The organism is Stenotrophomonas sp. 116085_Sma (genome assembly GCF_056479585.1).
Genome location: NZ_CM151057.1, coordinates 365,060 through 386,398, shown reverse-complemented (window position 1 = coordinate 386,398; position 21,339 = coordinate 365,060). Strand labels below are relative to the sequence as shown.

At 66.5% G+C, this 21,339-nt stretch carries 24 protein-coding genes and 1 tRNA gene; 8 read left to right on the top strand and 17 right to left on the bottom strand.

Annotation, left to right across the window (positions count from 1 at the left end):
- Window positions 1-134: 134 nt before the first annotated feature.
- On the bottom strand, window positions 135-1,028 hold the full coding sequence (gene rarD / locus ACZK0Z_RS01740) for an EamA family transporter RarD (RefSeq protein WP_197632532.1): 894 nt from the start codon (window positions 1,026-1,028) through the stop codon (window positions 135-137).
- Complete coding sequence (yedA, locus tag ACZK0Z_RS01735) at window positions 1,025-1,930, bottom strand: drug/metabolite exporter YedA (RefSeq protein WP_197632531.1); 906 nt, start codon at window positions 1,928-1,930, stop codon at window positions 1,025-1,027. Before yedA ends, rarD begins: the two co-directional genes overlap by 4 nt.
- A gap of 223 nt (window positions 1,931-2,153) precedes the next feature.
- Between yedA and ACZK0Z_RS01730 the strand changes: the two genes are divergently transcribed.
- Window positions 2,154-3,488: an MFS transporter gene (locus ACZK0Z_RS01730; RefSeq protein ID WP_106549891.1), complete on the top strand. Its 1,335-nt coding sequence runs from the start codon at window positions 2,154-2,156 to the stop codon at window positions 3,486-3,488.
- A 191-nt stretch (window positions 3,489-3,679) separates the two neighbouring features.
- Here ACZK0Z_RS01730 and ACZK0Z_RS01725 read toward each other — a convergent pair whose 3' ends face one another.
- The 4 genes from ACZK0Z_RS01725 to ACZK0Z_RS01710 all read right to left on the bottom strand — a co-directional run bounded on the left by ACZK0Z_RS01725 (window position 3,680) and on the right by ACZK0Z_RS01710 (window position 8,300).
- Window positions 3,680-5,332, bottom strand: coding sequence for a M28 family metallopeptidase (locus ACZK0Z_RS01725; protein ID WP_478449648.1), 1,653 nt, complete (start codon window positions 5,330-5,332; stop codon window positions 3,680-3,682).
- A gap of 104 nt (window positions 5,333-5,436) precedes the next feature.
- Window positions 5,437-6,369 carry an MBL fold metallo-hydrolase gene (locus tag ACZK0Z_RS01720; protein WP_132863860.1) on the bottom strand — a complete coding sequence of 311 codons (933 nt, stop codon included), beginning with the start codon at window positions 6,367-6,369 and terminating at the stop codon, window positions 5,437-5,439.
- Between the two features lie 204 nt (window positions 6,370-6,573).
- Window positions 6,574-6,870, bottom strand: a complete 297-nt coding sequence (locus ACZK0Z_RS01715; protein WP_197632530.1) for a hypothetical protein — start codon at window positions 6,868-6,870, stop codon at window positions 6,574-6,576.
- A 134-nt stretch (window positions 6,871-7,004) separates the two neighbouring features.
- Window positions 7,005-8,300 (bottom strand): tryptophan--tRNA ligase, encoded by a 1,296-nt coding sequence (locus tag ACZK0Z_RS01710; protein ID WP_197632529.1) that lies wholly within the window; start codon window positions 8,298-8,300, stop codon window positions 7,005-7,007.
- Window positions 8,301-8,408: 108 nt separating this feature from the next.
- Between ACZK0Z_RS01710 and ACZK0Z_RS01705 the strand changes: the two genes are divergently transcribed.
- Window positions 8,409-9,209, top strand: a complete 801-nt coding sequence (locus tag ACZK0Z_RS01705) for a hypothetical protein (RefSeq protein WP_049431474.1) — start codon at window positions 8,409-8,411, stop codon at window positions 9,207-9,209.
- Window positions 9,210-9,282: 73 nt separating this feature from the next.
- Here ACZK0Z_RS01705 and ACZK0Z_RS01700 read toward each other — a convergent pair whose 3' ends face one another.
- The 4 genes from ACZK0Z_RS01700 to ACZK0Z_RS01685 form a co-directional block, all read right to left on the bottom strand.
- The gene (locus tag ACZK0Z_RS01700) at window positions 9,283-9,504 is read right to left on the bottom strand and encodes a CsbD family protein (RefSeq protein WP_004137109.1); all 222 of its coding nucleotides are present in this window, start codon (window positions 9,502-9,504) and stop codon (window positions 9,283-9,285) included.
- Between the two features lie 204 nt (window positions 9,505-9,708).
- Window positions 9,709-9,846: an entericidin A/B family lipoprotein gene (locus ACZK0Z_RS01695; RefSeq protein WP_005407710.1), complete on the bottom strand. Its 138-nt coding sequence runs from the start codon at window positions 9,844-9,846 to the stop codon at window positions 9,709-9,711.
- A 160-nt stretch (window positions 9,847-10,006) separates the two neighbouring features.
- Window positions 10,007-10,927 carry an arginase gene (gene rocF, locus ACZK0Z_RS01690; protein ID WP_049431469.1) on the bottom strand — a complete coding sequence of 307 codons (921 nt, stop codon included), beginning with the start codon at window positions 10,925-10,927 and terminating at the stop codon, window positions 10,007-10,009.
- A gap of 134 nt (window positions 10,928-11,061) precedes the next feature.
- On the bottom strand, window positions 11,062-11,826 hold the full coding sequence (locus tag ACZK0Z_RS01685) for a DUF3011 domain-containing protein (protein ID WP_049431466.1): 765 nt from the start codon (window positions 11,824-11,826) through the stop codon (window positions 11,062-11,064).
- A 583-nt stretch (window positions 11,827-12,409) separates the two neighbouring features.
- Between ACZK0Z_RS01685 and ACZK0Z_RS01680 the strand changes: the two genes are divergently transcribed.
- Window positions 12,410-12,817, top strand: coding sequence for a hypothetical protein (locus ACZK0Z_RS01680; protein WP_197632528.1), 408 nt, complete (start codon window positions 12,410-12,412; stop codon window positions 12,815-12,817).
- Window positions 12,817-13,230: a hypothetical protein gene (locus ACZK0Z_RS01675; RefSeq protein ID WP_459018176.1), complete on the top strand. Its 414-nt coding sequence runs from the start codon at window positions 12,817-12,819 to the stop codon at window positions 13,228-13,230. The genes ACZK0Z_RS01680 and ACZK0Z_RS01675 overlap by 1 nt, the downstream gene beginning before the upstream one ends.
- 80 nt (window positions 13,231-13,310) lie before the next feature.
- On the opposite strand, the gene ACZK0Z_RS01670 is transcribed toward ACZK0Z_RS01675, so the two are convergent.
- Together ACZK0Z_RS01670 and ACZK0Z_RS01665 are read right to left on the bottom strand one after the other, a co-directional pair.
- Entirely contained in the window at window positions 13,311-13,613 is a 303-nt protein-coding gene (locus tag ACZK0Z_RS01670; protein WP_049431463.1) for an addiction module antidote protein, read from the bottom strand.
- 58 nt (window positions 13,614-13,671) lie between these two features.
- Window positions 13,672-13,959, bottom strand: a complete 288-nt coding sequence (locus tag ACZK0Z_RS01665; RefSeq protein ID WP_197632527.1) for a type II toxin-antitoxin system RelE/ParE family toxin — start codon at window positions 13,957-13,959, stop codon at window positions 13,672-13,674.
- Window positions 13,960-14,261: 302 nt separating this feature from the next.
- On the opposite strand from ACZK0Z_RS01665, the gene ACZK0Z_RS01660 reads away from it, so the two are divergent.
- Entirely contained in the window at window positions 14,262-14,792 is a 531-nt protein-coding gene (locus ACZK0Z_RS01660) for a hypothetical protein (RefSeq protein WP_197632526.1), read from the top strand.
- Between the two features lie 27 nt (window positions 14,793-14,819).
- A complete protein-coding gene (locus tag ACZK0Z_RS01655) occupies window positions 14,820-15,944 on the top strand; it encodes an XVIPCD domain-containing protein (RefSeq protein ID WP_197632525.1) in 1,125 nt (374 codons plus the stop codon).
- 85 nt (window positions 15,945-16,029) lie between these two features.
- Here ACZK0Z_RS01655 and ACZK0Z_RS01650 read toward each other — a convergent pair.
- From ACZK0Z_RS01650 to birA, 4 genes are all read right to left on the bottom strand, one after another.
- Window positions 16,030-16,105 (bottom strand) — tRNA-Thr (locus ACZK0Z_RS01650).
- Window positions 16,106-16,145: 40 nt separating this feature from the next.
- Window positions 16,146-16,988 carry an SPOR domain-containing protein gene (locus tag ACZK0Z_RS01645; protein WP_197632524.1) on the bottom strand — a complete coding sequence of 281 codons (843 nt, stop codon included), beginning with the start codon at window positions 16,986-16,988 and terminating at the stop codon, window positions 16,146-16,148.
- Between the two features lie 9 nt (window positions 16,989-16,997).
- Window positions 16,998-17,729, bottom strand: a complete 732-nt coding sequence (locus ACZK0Z_RS01640) for a type III pantothenate kinase (protein WP_197632523.1) — start codon at window positions 17,727-17,729, stop codon at window positions 16,998-17,000.
- The gene (gene birA / locus ACZK0Z_RS01635) at window positions 17,726-18,694 is read right to left on the bottom strand and encodes a bifunctional biotin--[acetyl-CoA-carboxylase] ligase/biotin operon repressor BirA (RefSeq protein ID WP_197632522.1); all 969 of its coding nucleotides are present in this window, start codon (window positions 18,692-18,694) and stop codon (window positions 17,726-17,728) included. Before birA ends, ACZK0Z_RS01640 begins: the two co-directional genes overlap by 4 nt.
- 144 nt (window positions 18,695-18,838) lie before the next feature.
- Between birA and ACZK0Z_RS01630 the strand changes: the two genes are divergently transcribed.
- Window positions 18,839-19,117: a hypothetical protein gene (locus ACZK0Z_RS01630; RefSeq protein ID WP_005411956.1), complete on the top strand. Its 279-nt coding sequence runs from the start codon at window positions 18,839-18,841 to the stop codon at window positions 19,115-19,117.
- Window positions 19,084-19,872, top strand: a complete 789-nt coding sequence (locus ACZK0Z_RS01625; RefSeq protein ID WP_180849127.1) for a M90 family metallopeptidase — start codon at window positions 19,084-19,086, stop codon at window positions 19,870-19,872. Before ACZK0Z_RS01630 ends, ACZK0Z_RS01625 begins: the two co-directional genes overlap by 34 nt.
- 36 nt (window positions 19,873-19,908) lie before the next feature.
- Here the strand turns inward: ACZK0Z_RS01625 and ACZK0Z_RS01620 are convergent, their stop codons facing one another.
- A complete protein-coding gene (locus tag ACZK0Z_RS01620; RefSeq protein ID WP_032953760.1) occupies window positions 19,909-21,333 on the bottom strand; it encodes an ATP-binding protein in 1,425 nt (474 codons plus the stop codon).
- Window positions 21,334-21,339: the final 6 nt, after the last annotated feature.

Sequence of the window (21,339 nt, the reverse complement as noted above, 5' to 3'; positions counted from 1 at the left end):
CCTTCGGGGCGCCGTTCTTTTTCGCGCCGAAGCGGGGTCGGATCCCTTCGCCCGGCGAAGGGCTATGACCCCAGGCGGCGAGGAACAGGGGGTCAGCGCCCTCCGCGTTGCGGAGGGATCCGACCCCGGCGCCGTTACCGCTTGCGCATCGTGCGGATGTTGTCGCCGACGAACAGCACCAGGCCGGCCCAGATCGCTGCGAAGCCGATCGCCTTGGCGGTATCGAACGCCTCATGGAAGAAAAACACGCCCAGCAGCAGCTGCAGGCTCGGCGCGATGTACTGCAGGATGCCGACCAGTGACAGCGGAATGCGCTTCACGCCGTAGGCGAAGCCGATCAGCGGTACTGCGGTGACCGCGCCACCGAAGATCAGCAGCAGGTCGTTGCGCCAGCCCCAGCCGTGGAAGAACGCGCCGCCATGGCCGTTCTCGGCCCAGATCGCAAACGCCAGCGCCGGCAGGAACAGGTACATGCTCTCCACGCCCAGGCCGGCCACCGGATCGACCGAGACCAGCTTGCGCAGCAGGCCATACAGGCCGAACGAACAGGCCAGGCCCAGCGCGATCCACGGTGGCGTGCCCGCATCGATGGTCAGCCAGGCCACGCCCACCGCTGCCATCGCCACGGCCACCCACTGCAGGCGGCGCAGGCGCTCCTTCAGTACCATCACGCCCAGCAGCACGTTCACCAGCGGGTTGATGAAGTAGCCCAGGCTGGTCTCGATCACATGGCCGGCGTTGACCGCCCAGATGTACAGGCCCCAGTTGAAGGCGATGGTCAGGCTGGACACCAGCAGGATCGGCAGCGCGCGCGGCTGTGCGGCAATCTTCTGCCACCAGCCCAGGCGCGCGCTGATCAACAGCCAGCCCAGCACCAGCACGGTGCTCCAGATGATGCGGTGGGCGATGATCTGGAACGAAGGCACCTCGTTGAGCAGGTGCCAGTACACCGGCACCAGGCCCCAGATCACGAAGGTGGACGCAGTGACCAGCAGACCCCGGCGTTGTTCTTTCTCATCCATGCTCATTTCTTTCTCGTCCTTGCCATCGTCAGCACCACCACACCCAGAAGAATCACCACCATCGCCAGCAGGTCGCGCCAGCCGAATCGCTCGCCATTGAGCAGCGCGCCCAGCAGCACCGCGATCACCGGATTGACGTAGGCATAGCTGCCGGCCAGCGCCGGGCGCACGTTCTGCAGCAGCCACACGTAGGCGGTGAAGGCGACGATGGAACCGAACACGCACAGGTACGCCATCGCCAGCAGGCCGCCGGTATCGGGCAGCGTGGTCGGGCGCTCGCCGACCGCCAGGCCGATCAGCACCAGCAGCACGCCGCCGCAGATCATCTGCCCGGCGGCGGTCATGAACGGGCCCGGCAGGTCCAGGCCGCGTGCCCACACCGAACCGAAGGCCCAGCCGACCGGCGCGATCAGCAGCAGCACCAGCCCGGTCGGCGAGGCCGTCAGGCTGCTGCCGGCATTGAGCCAGACCACGCCGAGGAAGCCGATGGCGATGCCCAGCCACTCACCGCGGCTGGCATGTTGCCCGCGCAGCGCCGAGAACAGCGCCATCCACAGCGGCACCGAGGCCACCGCGGTCGCGGCCAGGCCCGAGGACACCTCACGCTCGGCCAGCACCACCATGCCGTTGCCCAGCACCAGCATGGTCACGCCCATCACCACCAGATTGCGCCATTGCCGCAGCGTCGGGTTCGGCAGCTTCCAGAACAGGCGCAGGGCAAGGAACATCAGGCCGCCAGCAATGATGAACCGGCTGCCGGAGACCATCGTCAGCGGCAGTGCGCCGCCGTGCAGGGCCTTGGCGATGCCCAGGTAGGTCGAGCCCCAGACCACGTAGACCAGCAGCAATGCCAGCGCGACAAGGCCACCCCGGGGGGCAGCCGCAGACGAAGAGGGGGGAGCCGACATGACACACCAGGGAGCCGGGGGAAGGCGGATTCTAGGACGTTTTGAGTATGGTCCGGCACCCCGTACGGTGGCACGCTGTCATCCATCCATGCACCCTGCTCTGGTCTGCTACCCCGTGTTGACGGCTGATGCAGTACCAAGAGGGCTGCCCGGCCGCGCCGCCCCAAGGCCGGGCGCCGTTTTCCCTGCGCACGGACGCGCCGCATCGAGGATTCCCACCCAGATGAGCACCACGTCCCAACCCGCCGTACCCGCGAACGACCGCGCCGCCCTGCGGCGGTCGATCTCCAATACCCTCAAAGGCTCCGCCGGCAACCTGGTGGAGTGGTATGACGTCTACGTGTACTCGGTATTCGCCGTGTACTTCGAATCACAGTTCTTCTCGCCGGACGACAAGAATTCCACGATGTACGTGTGGGCGATCTTCGCCGCCACGTTCCTGATGCGCCCCATCGGTGCCTGGTTCTTCGGCCGCTTCGCCGACCGCCACGGCCGCCGCCTGGCCCTGACCGTCTCGGTCACGTTGATGGCGCTGTGCTCGTTCCTGATCGCCATTACGCCCACGGCGGCCAGCATCGGCATCTGGGCAGCGGTCATCCTGCTGTTCGCGCGCCTGCTGCAGGGCTTCGCCACCGGCGGCGAATACGGCGCCAGCGCCACCTACATGTCCGAGGCCGCCATTCCGGGCCGTCGCGGCTTCCTGTCCTCGTTCCACTACGTCACCCTGGTCGGTGGCCATGTGCTGGCCCAGCTGACCCTGCTGCTGATGCTGACCTTCTGGGGCAAGCCGGAAATCTCCGAATGGGGCTGGCGCATCGCCTTCGGCATCGGTGGCATCGCCGCGGTGGTGGTGTTCTGGCTGCGCCGCGGCATGGACGAATCGCTGTCGGAGTCGTCGATCGAGGCCGCACGCGAGGGCAAGGCCCAGAAGTCCGGCTCGATGTACGAGCTGTTCGTGCACCAGTGGCGGCCGCTGCTGCTGTGCTTCCTGATCACCGCCGGTGGCACCGTGGCCTTCTACACCTACTCGGTGAACGGCCCGAAGATGATCCAGAGCGCCTTCGCGGGCAACGACCCGATGACCGGCACCCTGATCAACCTGGGCGTGCTGGCGTTCCTGATGGTGCTGCAGCCGGTCGGCGGCTGGCTGTCGGACATCATCGGCCGCAAGACCCTGCTGGTGTTCTTCGGTGTCGGTGGCGTGCTGTACAGCTGGTACCTGATCACCCAGCTGCCGCACCAGCATGACGCCACGCTGGCGTTCCTGACCCTGGCACTGGCCTTCGTCATCCTCACCGGCTACACCTCGATCAACGCAGTGGTGAAGGCCGAGCTGTTCCCCACCCACGTGCGTGCACTGGGCGTGGGCCTGGGCTATGCGCTGGCCAACTCGCTGTTCGGCGGCACCGCCCCGCTGCTGTACCAGGGCGCACTGAAGACCGGCCATGTGGACTGGTTCGCCATCTACGTCACCGCGACGATCGCGGTCTCGCTGGTGGTCTACATCTTCTTCCTGACCAACAAGGGCCCGAACTGGCTCGACGGCACCCGCAAGTAAGGGCGCTGTGGTGATCGCGGCCACCGGTGCAATGCCGGTGGCCGCTGTGGAACACCGCTCGGATGGAGCCTGCACGGTAGAGTCGACTGTCAGTCGACTGCTCTTCGATCAGATGGCGAAAAACCCCGCGCTGCGCGCGATAGTCGACTGACAGTCGACTCTACACACGCACACCGTCGTCCGCCGGCCCATCAACGGCGGGCGGATTCGCTCTTGTCACGCGCGCCGCGGAACTCTGATTCCTTTTCCCACGTCGGCCAGCGGCGGCTGTTGGCCAGCTCGGCGCCCAGGTCGTAGACCAGCAGGGTGTCGGCGGCATGGCCGGCCGGGTCCCAGCTTTGCGTCCAGGCATCGCAGGCCTGGTGGTAGCAGTCGGCGAAGTACTTCTCGCGCAGCGCACGGCCGGCTTCAACGCCGCCGTCCAGCTTGTCCAGGCCCGGGCCGATGGTGATCGCCGGCACGCCCAGGCGGGCGAAGGCGAAGTGGTCGGCGCGATAGAAGAAGCCGGCTTCCAGGTTCGGGTCCGGGCTGTAGCTGCGGCCACGAGCCTTGGCCACACGTTCCAGATCCCCTTCCAGCGAGACCCGGCCCTTGCCCCACGATGCGATGTCGCGGGTCGCGCCATCGGGGCTGAACATTTCGATGTTCAGCACCGCGGCGGTCTTGTCCAGCGGCGCCAGCGGGTGCGCGGCGTAGTAGCTGGCACCCAGCAGGCCCTTCTCTTCAGCGGTGAGGGCCACGAAGTACAGCGTGCGCTGCGGCTGCGGGCCGGCGGCGAACACGCGGCCCAGCTCCAGCACCGTGGCCACGCCGGTGGCGTTGTCGATCGCACCACGGCGGATGCGGTCACCCTTGGCATCCGGCTGGCCGATGCCGAACGCATCCCAGTGCGCGGAGAAGATCACGGCCTCGTCAGCATGTTCACCACCGGGCAGCTTGGCCACCACGTTGCGGGTCACCACCTGCTCGCGCTTGAGCGCGAAATCCACGCTCAGCTTCGCGTTGTCCAGGGCCACCGGGCGGAAGTCGGCACGCATGGCCTTGCGCTTCTCGGCATCGAAGTCGAGGCCGGCGTCGGCGAAGATCGCTTCGGCCAGCTCGCGCTGCATCCAGCCGCGCAGCGGCGTGTGCTGCGCCATCGCTTCAGTCTGGCCGCGCTCGATGTCGAACAGTGGCGAGGTGCCCGAGCTCTTCACCGTGGCCCAGCCATAGGCGGCCGGTGCGGTTTCGTGCACGATCCGCACGCCCTCGGCGCCACGGCGTGCGGCTTCCTCGAACTTGTAGGTCCAGCGCCCGTAGTAGGTCACCGCCTTGCCGTCGAACGCGCCCGGCGCATCGGCTTCGAAATCAGCGTCGTTGATCAGCACCACGGCGATCTTGCCGTGCAGGTCCACGTCCTTGTAGTCATTCCACTGGCGTTCCGGTGCGTCGATGCCATAGCCGACGAACACCAGCGGCGCATCCTTGATCTGCACGCGCTTGCGCGGCTGCAGGCTCTGCAGGGTCACGTCCACACCGTTGGCCAGCGCGCGCTTGCCCTGCTTCAGCGACAGGCTGGCCGTGGCCGCGCCTTCCAGCTGCGCACGCACCAGCGGCACCGGCTGCACCCAGCTGCCGTCCACGCCACCCGGCTGCAGGCCATAGCTGCGGAACTGCTCGATCAGGTACTTCACCGTACGCTCTTCACCTTCGGTGGCCGGCGCGCGGCCCTCGAATTCATCCGACGCCAGCACACGCACATGCCGCGACAGTGCCTGCGGATCGATGCCGCCACCCGGCAGGTCGTTGGCCGCATGGGCCAGGCCACCGACGAACAGGCAGGACGACAGCAGCAACACGCGCATCGGATTCACGGCAATACCACGGCAGGCTTGGAAGTCACCAGAGTGTAACGTGGTCGCGACATCGCGGTGCGGCTTGGGCCTGCGTCATCCACGCATGCGTGGATCTACCTGCTGATGCGGTCCAGCCAGCAGGCCAGGCCCTGTGCGTTGAGCTCGATGTCCATCGCCAGAACGGCGGTCACCGCCGCATCGTCCAGCGCACAGCCATGCAGCTGTGCACGTTCCAGATACAGCGCCTGCAGCGCGGCCAGCAGGCAGCGGTGGCGGTCCGGGCGGCCATCGCACTGGCGGCCGATGGTGGCCATTGCATCGATCTGCTCGAACAGGTCGTCGGCCAGCTTCTGCACCTGCTCCACGCGGCCGTAGTGGGTCAGGTACATCGCCTGCGGTGCGTAATCGAGCATGCGCTGGATCGAGGTCTTCATCGCCTCCGGGTCGAACTGCACCGGCGACGAGGTGGGGAAGATGAAAGCACCCTGCGCGCTGTCCAGCTCGCGATAGGAAATACCGAACGTATCGCCGGTGAACCAGCTGCGGCTGCGCGCATCCCATACGCAGTAGTGATGCAGTGCGTGACCGGGTGTATGCAGGAGCACCAGCTCGCGGCCGGCCAGATCGATGCGGTGCCCGTCTTCGGCCACCACCACACGGTGTTCGGGAATGGCCTCGATACGACCATAGCTGCGCGCGATCTCTTCGGCGCCGTACACCGCCGTGGCGCCGGCAATCAGCCGGGTCGGGTCGATCATGTGCGGTGCACCACGCGGGTGCAGCACCGCCTTCGCGTTGGGCAGCTGCTGCATCAGCAGACCGGCGCCGCCAGCATGGTCCAGGTGCACGTGGGTCAGCAGCAGCCAGTCCACCGCTTCCACGCCCAGGCCGGCGTCGGCCAGCGCCTGCAACATCGCAGGTACCGACAGGCCGGTGCCGCAATCGACGAAGGCCGCGCGGCCGTTTTCAACAATCAGGTAGGCCGCATCGAAGTCCGCGCGCTGGAAGCCGGTATCGATGGTGTGGATGCTGGGGTCGGCGGTCATCGGCACGCACCTGGCAGGATCGGGAACAGACGCCCATGGTAGGCGCGCGGGCGGCCCGGGTTCGATGCGGCTTTGGTCGGAGAGGGCCTTCTGTAGAGCCGAGCCCACGCTCGGCTGCCATTCTGTCAGGCATCAGCCGAGCCTAGGCTCGGCTCTACAGAGGGCACGCGAAGTCGAGCATGGCTCGACTCCACAGAGGCAGGGTTACCGGGCCAGCCAGCGCGGCCGCAGCAGCAACGCCAGCACCAGCACCGCCAGAAACGCGCCATAGGCGTACAGCACCGCCAGCACCTGTGGCCAGATAGCGCCAGCGCCGGTCTGCACCACGCCGATGCGGTGCCCCCACAGCATCGAGACGATGCTCAGCGCGAATGCCAGCAGCAGGGTGGTGCCATCGAACAGGCGCCGGCGCGCAGTACGCGGCTGGCGCGGGAACAGCCAGTACAGGCTGCCCAGCAGCAGGAACCAGGGCAGGAACAGCAGCAGCGACAACCAGGCCATCGCAGACTCCATGTCATCGCGCCGGAGGCGCGTGGGCATCATGCCATGGGTGCAATGCCCTGTAGAGCCGAGCCGATGCTCGGCTGCTTTTCCGCCAAGCCGAGCGTGGGCTCGGCTCTACAAGGGCGAGCAGGTCAGGCCGCTTCGCGCAGCGCCGCCAGCGCGGCCAGCACCGCATCCACTTCGGATTCCAGCTTGAACAGCTCGCTCTGCAGCTGGTCGCCCTGCTCGGCCTGCTTGATCACCGCGATCAACTGGCCCGCATCGCGCGGCGAGTCGAAGCCTTCGCTCTGGATCAGCAGCGTGCCGTCACCGGCGGTCAGCTTGAAGTAGAAACGGCCATCCTTTTCGCGGTACTGCTTGAACAGCGGCGGTGCCACGCGGGCCACGCCTGCGTCCTCGCTGGCGATATCGCCGGCGGTGGACAGGTCGCGCAGGCCCACGGCATGGCGCAGTTCATCCAGCAGCGGTGCCGCCAGCTGCTCGCGCAGCTGCTGGCCACGGCGTTTCAGCAACGCCTCGATCTTCTCCGGCTCGGCCATCAGCGCGTTGTAGCGCTCCCGCAGCGGGGACAGCTCGCTGTCGATGCGCTCGAAGAGCTGCTGCTTGGCATCGCCCCAGCTGATGCCGGCGGCGAAGGCCTTGGCGAATTCGGCGGTCTGTTCCGGGGTGGCGAAGGCTTGGTACATCTGGAACAGCGCCGAGCCCTCGGTGTCCTTCGGCTCGCCCGGTGCGCGCGAGTCGGTCAGGATCGAGAACACCAGCTTCTTCAGCTCCTCGCGCGGCACGAACAGCGGAATGGTGTTGTGGTAGCTCTTGCTCATCTTGCGGCCATCCAGGCCCGCCAGCGTCGCCACCTGCTCGTCGATCACCACGTCCGGCAGCGGGAAGTACTCCTTGCCGTACACGTGGTTGAAGCGCTGGGCGAAGTCGCGCGCCATCTCGATGTGCTGGATCTGGTCACGGCCCACCGGTACCTGGTTGGCCTTGAAGATCAGGATGTCAGCGGCCATCAGCACCGGGTACATGAACAGGCCGGCGCTGACGCCCGCATCTTCATCCACGCCTTCCTCGCGGTTCTTGTCCACCGCCGCCTTGTAGGCGTGCGCGCGGTTGAGGATGCCCTTGCTGGCAATGGCGGTGAGGAACCACATCAGCTCGGTGGTCTCGCGGATGTCGCTCTGGCGGTAGAACCACACGTGTTCCGGGTCCAAGCCGCAGGCCAGCCAGCTGGCTGCGATCTCCAGGGTCGCGCGCTGGGTGCGCTGCGGGTCCTGCGACTTGATCAGGCTGTGCAGGTCGGCCAGGAAGAAGAAGCTCTCGATCCCCGGGGCGCGGCTGGCCGCGATGGCCGGACGGATGGCGCCAACGTAGTTGCCCAGGTGGGGCGTGCCGGAGGGGGTGATGCCGGTAAGGACTCGGGTCGTCATGACTGCGTGGGGAAACCTTCGATGAACGGGGCCAGTTTACCGTGCCAACGGTCAACCCCGTCAGGGCCTGCGGCGCGTTCATTCACCCAACCCCGCTGGAGAAGCCCGATGAAACGCCTGCTGCCCCTGCTGCTGATCCTGCCCCTGGCCGGTTTCCGTCCGGCCCCGCCCCCGCCGCCAATGTATGAAGGTGGCCCGGTGCGCATGGCCCTGGTCGACCGCGACCGTGGCACCGAATTGCGCAGCTACCCCGCCGAAGGCCAGCGCTGGGTGGCCGGCGAGCGCGGCCACCGCTACGCCGTGCGCCTGTACAACGACAGCCCGCGCCGGGTGCTGGTGGTGCTGTCGGTAGACGGCATCAACGCCATCTCCGGCGAGGATGCCGATCCTTCGCAGACCGGCTACGTGCTCAACCCCGGCCAGCGCGCCGACATCACCGGCTGGCGCAAGAGCCAGGACGAAGTGGCGCAGTTCGTGTTCAGCAGCCCCAGCGGCAGTTATGCCAGCCGCACCGGCCGCCCGGACAACATCGGCGTGGTCGGCGTTGCGGTGTTCGAGGAGGCGCGCCGCTGGCGTCCGGAGCCGATCCTGCGCCGTGGCGTGCCGCTGCCGGCGCCGGCCGCGCAGGCTGAGGCTGCCGCCGATGCCAGTGCCAGCCGCATCGAGGGCTATGCCAGCAAGTCGCAGGCCCCTGCGTTGGGGACCGGCCACGGCGCACGCGAACAGTCCTCGGTACGCGATACCGACTTCGAGCGCGCCAGCCGCAGTCCGGCCCAGGTGCTGCAGCTGCGCTACGACAGCGCCCGCAACCTGCGTGCGCGCGGCATCCTGGTCGATGCACCCTCGCGCCTGCCGCGCGAACCGCAGGCCTTCCCGAACCGCTACGTGCCCGACCCGCCGGCACGCTGATCCTCGCGCCCAGACAACACAACGCCCGCAACCTCTCGGTGCGGGCGTTGTGTTGTGGGGGAAACCGTCGCGCTTACTTGTAGTCCGGGTAGTCCTTGCTCACGCTGTCCTGGAACTCACGCACTTCCTTCTCGGCGCGGTCCTTGGCCCAGCCATAACGTTCCTGCAGGCGACCGGCCAGGTACTCGGCATTGCCCTCGGCCACATCGAAATCGTCGTTGGTCAGATCGCCCCACTTGGCCTGGGCCTTGCCCTTCAGCTGCGACCACTTGCCGGAAATGATGTCTTTGTTCATTGCTGGGAATCCTTGGCTGCAACGGCGTTCTTACCGTGGCTCCAGCATCGCGCAGCGGCTGTTGAGTGCTGGTCAACCGGCAATGAAATGGATGCTCACCTGCTTGAATGGTTCACTACGCTTCGACACGTGCGCTGGAGAAAACGCGCAACAGAAAAGGCCGGGGAGATCCCCGGCCTTTTTTCTTTCCGTTCCACTTCAGGCTCAACGGCCCTTGGCGGCATCCTCAACCTTTTCGCCAGCCTTCTGCACGTCCTTGCCGGCACCGGCAACGGTGTTGCAACCGGCCAGCAGGGCCACCGAGAACATCGACAACAGCATCAGGGCAACTACGCGCTTCATGGGCTTCTCCTTGGGTTCGCCGCTATACCGCTTCATTCGCGGATGGGGTTCGGTCGCTCGGCGGAAGGAGCCAATGCCACTGCCGCCGCGTGAAGTGCAATCTGGCGGCAGGGGCGTGGAGCGGGTGTGAACGGATCACAGATCCGTTCAGGCGGAGAGCTCAGTCACGCATCAGGGTGGACTTGCCGAACAGGCTTTCGACCAGGTCCACGGCCAGTTCGGCGGTGGCGTTCTGCTTGTCCAGCAAGGGGTTGAGCTCGACGATGTCCAGCGAACCCATGCGCCCGGTATCGGCGATCATCTCCATCACCAGCTGCGCCTCGCGGTAGTTCACCCCACCCGGCACCGTGGTGCCCACGCCCGGGGCGATGCTCGGGTCGAGGAAGTCCACATCGAAGCTGACATGCAGGTGGGTGTTTTCGTCGATGCCGGCCAGCGCCGCTTCCACCGCGCGCTTCATGCCGTTCTCGTCGATGTAGCGCATGTCATAGACATCCACCTTGTGGGTCTTGATCAGGCGCTTTTCTTCCGGGTCCACCGAGCGGATGCCGATCTGGTGCATCTGCGCCGGGGTGATCGCCGGCGCGCTGCCACCCAGGCGGGTCAGCGCATCCGGGCCGAGACCACACAGGCAGGCCACCGGCATGCCGTGGATGTTGCCCGACGGGGTCACGTCGCTGGTGTTGAAGTCCGAATGCGCATCCAGCCACAGCACGCGCAGGGTCTTGCCCTGCTCGCGGCACCAGCGCGCCACGGCAGTGATCGAACCGATGCCCAGGCAGTGGTCGCCACCGAGCATGATGGGCATGCGGCCGGCCTGCAGTTCGGCGTAGCTGGCTTCCATCAGCGCGTGGTTCCACGCCACCACTTCATCCAGGTGGCGATAGCCTTCCACCGGCGCGGTCCACGGGTTGCGCGGGCCATCCAGGTTGCCCAGGTCGCGCACGTCCACGCCACGCGCTTCCAGCGCCTCCGGCAGGCCCGCCACGCGCAGCGCTTCCGGCCCCAGCCGAGCACCGCGATGGCCGGCACCCACGTCGGTGGGTACGCCAATCAACGATACGGAAATGGGATGGGCCATGGGTGCCTCCTGCGGGGGAAAAAGAAGCACAGTCTAGCCAGAGCTGTGTGACACCACTCGCGGCGGTGCAGCAGGGCAGGCGACCGCACTGCCCTCCGTGATGCTCCCCTTCAGCAGCGCTGCTCGTACTGCCGTCAGCGTCGGCGCAGTGGCGTCACGCTCTGCACCTGGCCGTTGTTGCGCATCATGCACAGGAAGCGGCCATCCGGATAATCGATGATCAGTTCCTGGTAATCGCTGCCCACCGGCATCTGGGTGACCAGCGTGCCCTGCGCGCCCTTGCTCATATTGCAGGAACCCAGCGCGGTATCGCCCGGCGCCGCGCTGTTGGCCGCCTTGGACACATTGCGGAAGACCGCACGGCAGCCACCATTCACCCACACCGAATGCCGCGACAGGCCCCAGTTCTGGCCTTGTTCGCAGCGGGTGTGGCTGAGCTGGCGCACGATTTCCACGTTGCCACGGGTATTCAGATCGCACGATACCTGCTGCTGGCCGGTGGATTCGCAGGTGACTTCGCGCGGTAGCGCGGCGTCCCCGGCAGCGCCATCGCGAGGGCGCGCGCTGTTTGCGGCGGGCGCGGGCGCACCACTGCTACTGACCTGGCAGATGCCATTGGCGCCGCCCCGGCCGGTGTAGCTGACCTGCGGCGAGCCGTCATCGTTGCGGCTGATCGACAGGGTGATGCCGCTGTTGGCATCGCGTGCTTCGAAATAGCGGTCGTTGAAGCGCTTCAACGCCGTCTCGCGGCCCTGCACGTAGACCGGCCCGCCCTCATCGGCGTGCACATCGATGCCGCCCGGGCAGCTGGCGTTGAAGAACGGCACGGCGGCCATGGCCGGGACTGCGAACGCGGTGGACAACAGTGCGACGGTGAGCGGCAGGGCGTGGCGACGCATGGGCGGGTCCTGAAAGGTATGTGCCCGAAGTATGCGGTGAGAAGTCGGGAGCGGTGTGTGAGGAGAATCAATATCCGGGTGCGCGTTCTGGGGGTTGTGTTTGCTATGGTGGCCGTGGCGCTCTACCTGGGCTGTTAAGCCAGCTTCACTTGGTAGGCCTTGCCAGGCCTCGCAACCGCGCTGAGACCTACCGATCTCCAGCGGATGATGGCACTGCGCGATATGTCGGTTTCGGCATCGCAGCGGCGGGAACAGGCCAATCGCGATAATTCATTTTTCCTTTCAGATCACCCGATGCCATCGAAACAATCGACTGGCAGACGGGGGTTTGGCGTGCGCATGATGAATCGCCACCTGCAGAGGTGGCCGGGTCTTCCAAGCCCGTTTGATTGAAGCTGTATACGCTTGCCAGCCGGCGTCGTCCTCCCAGGAGCGGCGCCGGCTGGCAATCCGTTCGCCGGTCTACGGCGGGCGGTGCGTGGGGGCCCTGTGCCCGCCGGCTCATCGATCTCCGGTCTTGGAAGCCACGCATCGCCCGCCACCCTATCGTGGCGGCGCCTCTGTGCCTGACGAGGATGCCCGCATGTCCAAGACGCTCTACCCCTATCTGACCGCCACGCTGGGCGACGCCGCCCTGCATCTGCCGCTCGAACTGGCGCAGCCGTTGGAAGCCGCCTTTGCCGCCGCCAACGATGCGCCCGCGCCGATCAACCTGCCCTTCTGCCTGCGCCGCATCCAGGCCGGAGATGCCGCCGACGGACAGCCGTGGCAGGGGCCATCCAGCACGCCCGGCCACGCCGTGGCCGCCGCACGCAGGGATCGCGCCGCCGTGGGCCTGGTGTCGCTGCTGGAGCTGTACCACGCCAATGAGCGCGTGCGCGTGGATGGGGAAGAGAAGGACGATATCGGCGACGGCGTGCGCGAAGGGCTGATGCTGGCCTGCCGGGGACTGGCGGAGTATGTGGCGTTGCAGGTGCAGGGGGCTCAATAATGAAGAACAGTGGGATTCCCAACGCACAGGTTCAACGCATCGCCACCCCGGCTATCGAATCAGGCGGAACCGCTGCTGGCATGAGCACACCCTATCCAAACCTGAAACCTGTTCTCGTTGAGCTGCGGCTGGACGAAGTGGATTCGCGCGGCGGCGCTGCTGCCGAGATGATCGCCGCCACCGCGCGCCCCATCGCGCTTTCGATAAGCCCTGAACTCATGTGGTACAGCTTCGTGCTGAATGATCGCGCCATCACCCGCATCGCGCCGGGCACGCGTGCACGCGGGCACGCGGGCACGCGGGCACGCGGGCACACTGCACGATCTCATTCGTCAACCATGACGGTGCGAAAGAGGTATTCCGCTGTGGCACGGTGGCCGCCTTCGGAGACGGATCGTCGACAAGAGGGTTGATCCGCATCATCCGGTTTGATTGAACCTGTCCGCGCCAGACTTTCTGAGATCGCCGAGCTTGAGCGAAATGCCCTGATGCTTTACACAGCGCTGGCATGCAATCGCACACCCAGGGCCCGGGTTACCTTCAGGATGGTGGCGAAATCGGGGCTGCGCTCGCCCGACAGTGCGCGGTACAGACTCTCGCGCGACAAACCCGCCGCACGCGCAACCTTGCTCATCCCCTGAGCGCGGGCGATATCGCCGAGCGCCTTGGCGATGAAGGCAGAATCGCCGTCGCTTTCTTCGATGCAGGCGTCGAGATAAGCCGCCATTTCCTCCGGCGTCCGAAGATGCTCGGCCACATCAAATGATTTGAGTTCGACTTTTCTCTTGATGGCCATGATGGGACAGCTCCGGTACTTCGGTATTGAGTCGTTTCGTCGACAGCCAGTTCCACGCTCACAGGGCACGCGCAATCTCCCTGGCCTTCTCGATATCGCGCCGCTGCGAACCCTTGTCGCCTCCAACCAAGAGAATCACCAACTGCCTGCCGCGCTGGGTGTAGTAAACGCGGCAACCCGGTCCTGCATCGATACGCAATTCAGAAACGCCATCCGCCAGATAGCGGTGATCACCGGGATGGCCTTCAGCGAGCCGACCGATACGGGCCAGGATGCGAGCGCGTGCGGTTACGTCCTTGAGAGCGTCAATCCATGTCGCGAACTGACGGGTACGCTGGATCTTCATGGAGGACTGTAGCCTACTGGCTACATTCTTTCAACTATCGGGAATGCACGCATGGAGCTGTGCTCGGCCTCCCGTCTGGCACTCCCTCCCTCGCAGCCGACGCCCCGTCTTTTCAGATTGGAAAGTGGAATCGGGTGCGCTTTCAGCAGCTCATTGTTCACTCGTACCCGATCCGCGCTCACAAAATGCTGTGCTAGATTCAAGAGTGTGACATTGGCGCGCGAGATGCTTTCATGAATGCATGGGTCGAGAAATGCGCTTCTTCATCAGAACGTGGACTTCGGCGCCACCTCTGGATAGCAGTGCGTCGTCGCCTCGCGATCGCTGTTCCGGCGCTTGTGCTGGCAGCATGTACGAGCGCCGCGCCGCCGACCCCATCAGATCATCTGAATCAAAAACGGCCCGTCGAATCAGGGAGTGAAACTGGTATGGAGCGGTTCAAGAACGATATCGAGCGTTTGACCAAGTTGCGTTTTGATGATGTCGACGCATTGAATGAACAGCTCCACACGCACCTGGGAGAGCCAACTCGACAAGGCTTGAGGGACGAGCGGACCGCAGAACGCGGCATGCTGGGCGGACTTGGTATCCAGAACATCACGCTGAGAAGTCCTGCCGACGATCCTACGCACGCGACCTTGATCTTTGAGGTCGCACCACCGAGCATCGCGCTCGAGGAAATCATCTGGGAGGAATCCGCCATGTATCCACCCCACCCGGATGCGCCTGATTCCCGCCCTTACTGGTCTGCTCAGGTGAACAGTGCCAAGGTTGTACTCGGGCTCTCCCTTGACCACAAGACGCTGACCTACGTATCGATCAGTCAGCGCTGATCCCTGTCATTGCGAAAGAGCCGCACCATGGAGCCTACTGAAGAATCTGCACTGTCACAGCCGCAGGAGAGTGGCCGACCAGGGGCAACACGTCGTCCGGCTTCGCCTTTGGTTGATCCCTCGCTGGCACCGCTTCTGACCAAATCCCCAACACTTCGAGCGGGTCTTGCACAGGCTGATCACGACAACCTGGGTGTCGAATGGGGGCCAGCCGGTGGCGGCACCTATCTTATTCCCGGTGTGAAGATCGTCATTGACGAGAACGCCATCGGGCAGGGCCCCAGAATCGCACGTTCTCTTTCTCATGAAGTTGGGCATCATCTCTTCACCGAGCAACCAGATCGGACGTCCAAGCAATCCTATGTAAACACCCTGCTACGCGGAGAAGCCGCTGCGACGCTCAGTAATGTCCAGGTCCAGCGTGAACTCATTGCGGCCGGTGGACCGGACATTGGCGTGTCGGGTACGGGTAATCGACCGCAACAGTATGGAGCCATTGCCGTTGAACTCCAGGCCGGGCGGATCAATCGAAACCAGGCGCTTGGACAGATCGCTGAGGTGTTCAAAACGGAGGCTCCTTCTGTGGGTCCTCATGCGACATACGAGCTTTACTATGGCGCGCACTATGATCAGCACATAGCACCCACGCAGCGTCGACGTAGGCCCGAGCCAGAATTTGACGCCGAGCGCACTTCGGCTGGGGAGAGAGTCGCCGTGGTCGCCGACGACTCACTCTCAGTGCAGCGAACAGCTTCCTCTGTAGCTGAACTCGGCAACGCTGACCGCTCTCTCTACATGCAGATAAGAGCGGGTGTGGAACGCCTGGACGCCGAGAGCGGGAAGCAGTGGGATGAGTCGAGCCAGCGCATGTCCGCGAGTCTGTTGGTGCTCGCGAAGGAGCAAGGGTTTTCAAGAGTTGACCACGTTGTACTGAACAACCCGACAGAGTCCCTTGCACGTGGCGAGAAAGTATTCATCGTCGAGGGAGCGATGGACGATCCTGCCCAACGCCGCGGAGCCATGAATACGATGGACGCGCTTCGCTCGCCCGAAGCAGAGTCCCTTCATCGCGCTGAAGCGTTGGCCGCAAATCTTGAACAGCCACCAGCGCAGCAGGTTCATGCGCAGGATGGAACATCATTCTCAAGGTAGGGCTGTCGAGACAGCGGATCTTCCGTCCTTCGAACCGCCGGGCGAGTGCCTGGAGCAGCGCAAAGAGACGCCGACTCATAGGGGATGGTGCCGCTTATCCGAATCGAACGGATGACCTACTGTTTACAAGACAGTTGCTCTACCAACTGAGCTAAAGCGGCATGGGTGCATCACCGGCGGCAGCGCCGCGGTCCGGGGATTCTAGCGCAACCTTGCGCATTCCAGCGACCGGCTCTGTGCCGCGCCGCTGCGCTGCTGGGCCTGGGCCGGCTGCGTGCCCGCCGCCAGCTGCCCCTCCAGCCACCACTGGCCGGCGTCGCCGCTGGCCACCAGGCGCGGCTGGAAGCCGGCAGCCTGCACGGCAGCCATGCGCCGCTCGGCGCCTTCGCGGTTGCGGTACTGGCCCAGCGCCACGGCGTTGATGTCCTCGCCCTGGCTGATGATGTAGTAGTCGCTCAGGCCGGCGGCGACGATGCGCTTGACCGTGGCCTGGGCCTCTTCGCGGTTGGCGCCGGCCGGCAGCATCACCCGGTAGCGGGCGCTGCCGCTGGCGGCAGGCTGTTCGCGCAGGCGTACCTGACTGATGACGTTGCCGGCCTTGCCCTGCGCGCTGGTGGCGGCGGCGCGGTCAGCAAACGGCCCCAGTGCGACACAGCGCGGCGGCTCGGCGGCGGCAGGCGGGGGCGCGGGCTTTTCCGGCGCCAGGGTCGGGGTCGGGGTCGGGGTCGGCGCGGGCGGCGTCACCGGCTTGGCAGCTGCGGCAACCGACGTGGCCTCAGGCTTGGCCGGCACGGCCGGCGCAGGCGTCGCTGCCACAGCGGTCTTCTCGGCCGGTTCCCGTTCTATCAGCGGCGCGGTCGGCGCGGCGGCCGTGGCTTCGGCAGCGGCGGTGGCATCCACGCCACCGGGCACCCAGCGCAGCTCGGCCACGCCGGGCGCTTGCGGCGGCGGCGCAGGCTTCTGCGGCGCATCGCGCAGCAGCCACCAGCAGGCGACGCCAAGATTGAGGATGGCCAGTACGACGATCAGGGCACGGGTCAGCATGCGCGGATACTAGCCTGCGGGCTGGTGCACCGCCCAGCGGGCGAGGCCATCCAGCACCAGCGACGGGTGGTAGTCGGCGCCGGGCAGCAGCGGCATCAGCGCCGGTGCGCCGCCGCCGTGCACCAGCAGCGACGGTGCCACGCCCAGCAGCGCGTCCGCCTGCTGTGCGCTGCGTTCGATCAGCGCCACGGCCGCACCATCGCAGCCGGAGGCCAGCGCGTCGGCGGTGTCGTTGGCGAATTCGCTGTAATCACCGCCCGTGGCCGGCAGCTGCACCGCGCGGGCATGCAGTGCTTCGCGCATGGTGGTGGGCGATGCGGAAATGCGGCCACCGTGGTGCTGGCCGTCGGCGTCGAGCAGATCAATCGTCAGTGCGGTGCCCACGCCCACCACCAGCACCGGGCGCTGCGCCTTGGCCGCGGCCAGCAGGGCCAGGAAGCGATCGACACCGAACTTTTCCGGCTTGGCATAGGCAATGCGCACGCCGGCGCATTCGGCGCTGGTGCGCACCACGTGCACGTGTTCAAAGCGGCGCTGCAGCTGGTCCAGCATGGCGCTGGTCAGCGACGGCGCGGCCACGCTGGCCACGAACGCGGTGCGGCCGCTGGGCAGGCTGTGCGGCGGCTGCCCGGCCATGCCTTCGGCGCCATGCGCCCAGGCCTGCACGTCGCCTGCACGGTCACCCTGCAACGGCGCGAACTTGAAGCGCGAGTTGCCGAGGTCGAACAACCAATCGCTCATGCCGCCCTCACGCTGACTTCGCCGGCGTGCAGCAGGCGCTCCTGGCCATCGATGCGCACGCGCAGTGCGCCGTCATCGGCCAGGCCGAGCGCGGTACCGTGCTGCCACTGTCCTTCCAGCTCCACGCGTACTTCGCGGCCGGCCAGCATGTCGAAGGCGGCGTAGCGTGGCAGGAAGGGCGCCAGCCCTTCGCGGTCGAATTCTTCCAGTGCCGGCAGCAGGCGCGCGAGTACGGCGGCGACCACGACGTTGCGATCCACCGGCTTGCCGGCCAACGTGTCCAGATCCACCCATGGCTGGGTGATCTGCTCGGCAAACGACGGCGGCATGTGCGTGTTGATGCCGATGCCGACCACCGCCCGCGCCGGGCCGGCGTATTCGCCACCGCCCTCGGCCAGCAGGCCGACCAGCTTGCGACGGCCATCAACGATCAGGTCATTCGGCCACTTCAGCTGTGCCTGGGTGTAGCCCAGGTCGTGCATCGCCTCGGCCACGGCGATGCCGGCCACCAGGCTCAGCCCGGCCAGGCGACCCAGGCCACCGGAGTACAGGCGCAGCACCGACAGATAGACGTGCGCTGCCAGTGGCGAGGCCCAGGTGCGGCCGCGGCGACCCCGGCCACCGGTCTGGCGTTCAGCCAGCAGAACGCTCACCCCGCGCTGGGGCGCGCTGCAACGCAGCAATTCGGCGTTGGTCGAGTCCACTGTCCAGGCCACCTGCAGGTCATGCAGCAGGGCCTGCGCGTCGGCGGGGAGGCCGGCGCGGATCGTGGCCGGGTCCAGCAGATCGACCGGCCGGGTCAGGCCATAGCCCTCGCCAGCACGGCCCTCGATGTCTACACCGGCGGCTCTAAGTCCTTGAATACGCTTCCAAATGGCCGCCCGGGTCTGGCCCAGCTCACGGGCCAGGGCGTCGCCGGAGAGGCGACCGGCAGCGAGTTTGGCCAGCAATTGGCGGTCGTCCACGGCAGCTTCCACGAAGTCAGGAAGGAATTATGCGGGAAAGCCGCCAACGACGCCCGCCACGCTGGGTTCCGCGAGGGCTTCCAACGGGGCGCCGGGTTCGGGCTAGAATCGGGAACTCACCTTCCCTTAACGTGGATGTCGTCAATGCGCCGTTATGCCCATTGCCTGATCCTGCTGACGATGCCCTTCGCGGCGTCTGCGACGGCAGCGCTGGACGACAGCCGCGGGGCCTGCGTGTCCTCCAACGGCGATGCCGCCTCGCAGCGCGCACCGACCGCGACCGCTTCGGCCGCCACCACCAAGCCGGCGCCGGTCCGCCCGGCGGCCAACACCAGCACGGGCGGCGGTGGCAGCGACGACGACGTGCTGCAGCGCATCCGTGCCCCGAAGTGGCACAGCTACCTGCCGGGAATGTTCCGCTGATCAAGTCGTTGCTGCAGTGGCTGCGGCCTGCACCGCGGCCGATCGACGATGCACTGTGGGATGAGGCCTGCCGCCGCGCGGCCTGGCTGCACGGCCTGGACGACGAACGCCGCGCACGCCTGCGCGTGCTGGCCACCCGCTTCCTGCACGAGAAGACCATTACCCCGATCGGCGATCTGCAGCTGCACGCCGGCGATGGCGTGCTGCTGGCCGCACTGTGCTGCCTGCCGCTGCTGGAATTCGGCGAAGTGGGGCTGGAAGGCTGGTCGCAGCTGGTGGTCTACCCCGATGCGTTCCGCGTGCACCGCAGCCACATGGATGCGGCCGGCGTGCTGCACGAATGGGATGACGAGCTGATCGGCGAGTCGTGGGACAGCGGCCCGTTGATCCTGTCCTGGGCCGACGTGCAGGCCGAGCTGGCCGCGCCGCACGAGGGCTACTGCGTGGCGGTGCACGAGATGGTGCACAAGCTGGATGCGCTGGATGGCGCGATGGACGGCACGCCACCGCTGCCGCGCGAATGGCAGCGCGAATGGGCGGGCATTTTCCAGCGCGCCTACGATGCGTTCTGTGCGCAGGTGGACGCGGGTGAGGAAACGCTGATCGACCCGTACGCGGCCGAGGCACCGGAGGAGTTCTTCGCGGTGGCCAGCGAGTACCACTTCTCGGCGCCGGATGTGCTGCAGCAGGCGTTGCCGGAGGTGGCGGAGCAGCTGCGGCGGTTGTATGGCGAGCCGCCGAAGATGGTGGGGTGATTCACGGGTCCGCCGGGCATGGCCCGGCGACGTGGATCACGGCCCCGGCGGCAGACGCACTTCGAAACGGGCCCCACCCAGTTCGCTGGAACGGCCTACGGCCAGTTCGCCGCGGTAATCCTTGATCAGGTCCTGCACGATCGACAGGCCGATGCCGTGGCCCTGCACGCGCTCGTCGCCACGCACGCCACGCTGCAGCACCTTGCCGATGTCGTCCGGGGCAATGCCCGGGCCATCGTCGTCCACGGCCAGCAGCAGGCCGGCGCGGCGCGCGTTCGGGGCGGGCAGCGGTTGCGCGGTCAGCAACACGCGGCGGTTGGCCCACTTGAAGGCGTTCTCCAGCAGGTTGCCAAGCAGTTCCTGCAGGTCACCCGGTTCACCGTGGAAGCGCGCGGCAGGGTCGATGTCGAACTCGCACAGCACGCCCTTGGAGGCGTAGACCTTTTCCAGGCCACGCACGATTTCCTCGGCGTTGGACTCGATCGGCAGCGGTGCGGAGAACAGCTTGTGGCCCGATGACGCAGCACGTGCCAGCTGGTACGAAACCAGGTTGTTCATGCGCTGCAGCTGCACGTCCAGTTCCTCGCGCAGCGCGCCATCGCCGGCACCGCTGTCCATCTGCGTGCGCAGCACCGCAATGGGGGTCTTCAGGCTATGCGCGAGGTCGGCCAGGGTGTTGCGCTGGCGCTCGAGGTTCTCGCGCTCGCTTTCAATGAAGGCGTTGATGCTGTCGGTCAGCGGCTCCAGCTCGCGCGGGTGGCGCTCGCTCATGCGCTCGGTCTCGCCGCGCTGCACCTTGGTCAGCTCGGTGATCACCCGCCGCAGCGGGCGCAGGCTCCACTGCAGGATGACGGTCTGCAGCAGCAGCAGGATCAGGCCGATGCCGCCCAGGTAGAACCAGACACGGCCACGGAACACCCGCAGCTGCGCGCCCAGTGCGCGCGAGTCTTCCATCACGTAGATGGTGTACGGGAATTCGGTGGCCGGGTCGGCGTCGGCGTCCCACACCAGGCCCAGGCCATAGCGGTACACCGAGCCTTGGCTGCCGTCGATCTGGATCATCGGCAGCGGGCCTTCGAACACTTCCTGGCGCGGCGCCAGCAGGCCGCCGCCGACGGTGGGCAGCATCGGGCCTTCGGCGGACATCGAATTGCCCTTGCCGTGCGGCATCACCACCTGCAGGTACAGGCCGCTGCCGGGCACGTCGAAGCGCGAGTCCGGCGGCTGCTCGCGGATGTACAGCGAGCGGTCGCGGGTGAAGTCGATGCCGGCCGCGTAGGCGGTGGCGTAGTTCTTCAGGCGCTCGCGCAGGTTCGCCTTGGCCGTATCGGCAAAGGCGGCGTCAAGCGCGTAACCGGCCAGCGCCAGGAACGCGACCAGGCCCACGGACGCGGCAAGCATCTGGCGCGCCTGCAGGGAGCGCGGCCGCCAGCGTCGGAAGAACCACAGACGGCCGGACATCATGGT

Coding starts and splice junctions, on each gene's coding strand:
- ACZK0Z_RS01715 (WP_197632530.1), bottom strand. CDS start 6,870: ATGGCCTGGTTGTCGCTGCTGCTGTTCCTGCCCTGGTTCCTGCTGCTG.
- ACZK0Z_RS01730 (WP_106549891.1), top strand. CDS start 2,154: ATGAGCACCACGTCCCAACCCGCCGTACCCGCGAACGACCGCGCCGCC.
- ACZK0Z_RS01695 (WP_005407710.1), bottom strand. CDS start 9,846: ATGAAGCGCGTAGTTGCCCTGATGCTGTTGTCGATGTTCTCGGTGGCC.
- ACZK0Z_RS01640 (WP_197632523.1), bottom strand. CDS start 17,729: ATGAGCGATTGGTTGTTCGACCTCGGCAACTCGCGCTTCAAGTTCGCG.
- ACZK0Z_RS01620 (WP_032953760.1), bottom strand. CDS start 21,333: ATGTCCGGCCGTCTGTGGTTCTTCCGACGCTGGCGGCCGCGCTCCCTG.
- ACZK0Z_RS01700 (WP_004137109.1), bottom strand. CDS start 9,504: ATGAACAAAGACATCATTTCCGGCAAGTGGTCGCAGCTGAAGGGCAAG.
- ACZK0Z_RS01645 (WP_197632524.1), bottom strand. CDS start 16,988: ATGCTGACCCGTGCCCTGATCGTCGTACTGGCCATCCTCAATCTTGGC.
- rarD (WP_197632532.1), bottom strand. CDS start 1,028: ATGAGCATGGATGAGAAAGAACAACGCCGGGGTCTGCTGGTCACTGCG.
- ACZK0Z_RS01675 (WP_459018176.1), top strand. CDS start 12,817: ATGAAGAACAGTGGGATTCCCAACGCACAGGTTCAACGCATCGCCACC.
- ACZK0Z_RS01680 (WP_197632528.1), top strand. CDS start 12,410: ATGTCCAAGACGCTCTACCCCTATCTGACCGCCACGCTGGGCGACGCC.
- ACZK0Z_RS01655 (WP_197632525.1), top strand. CDS start 14,820: ATGGAGCCTACTGAAGAATCTGCACTGTCACAGCCGCAGGAGAGTGGC.
- ACZK0Z_RS01720 (WP_132863860.1), bottom strand. CDS start 6,369: ATGACCGCCGACCCCAGCATCCACACCATCGATACCGGCTTCCAGCGC.
- ACZK0Z_RS01685 (WP_049431466.1), bottom strand. CDS start 11,826: ATGCGTCGCCACGCCCTGCCGCTCACCGTCGCACTGTTGTCCACCGCG.
- ACZK0Z_RS01725 (WP_478449648.1), bottom strand. CDS start 5,332: ATGCGCGTGTTGCTGCTGTCGTCCTGCCTGTTCGTCGGTGGCCTGGCC.
- ACZK0Z_RS01665 (WP_197632527.1), bottom strand. CDS start 13,959: ATGAAGATCCAGCGTACCCGTCAGTTCGCGACATGGATTGACGCTCTC.
- ACZK0Z_RS01670 (WP_049431463.1), bottom strand. CDS start 13,613: ATGGCCATCAAGAGAAAAGTCGAACTCAAATCATTTGATGTGGCCGAG.
- ACZK0Z_RS01630 (WP_005411956.1), top strand. CDS start 18,839: ATGCGCCGTTATGCCCATTGCCTGATCCTGCTGACGATGCCCTTCGCG.
- ACZK0Z_RS01705 (WP_049431474.1), top strand. CDS start 8,409: ATGAAACGCCTGCTGCCCCTGCTGCTGATCCTGCCCCTGGCCGGTTTC.
- yedA (WP_197632531.1), bottom strand. CDS start 1,930: ATGTCGGCTCCCCCCTCTTCGTCTGCGGCTGCCCCCCGGGGTGGCCTT.
- ACZK0Z_RS01710 (WP_197632529.1), bottom strand. CDS start 8,300: ATGACGACCCGAGTCCTTACCGGCATCACCCCCTCCGGCACGCCCCAC.
- rocF (WP_049431469.1), bottom strand. CDS start 10,927: ATGGCCCATCCCATTTCCGTATCGTTGATTGGCGTACCCACCGACGTG.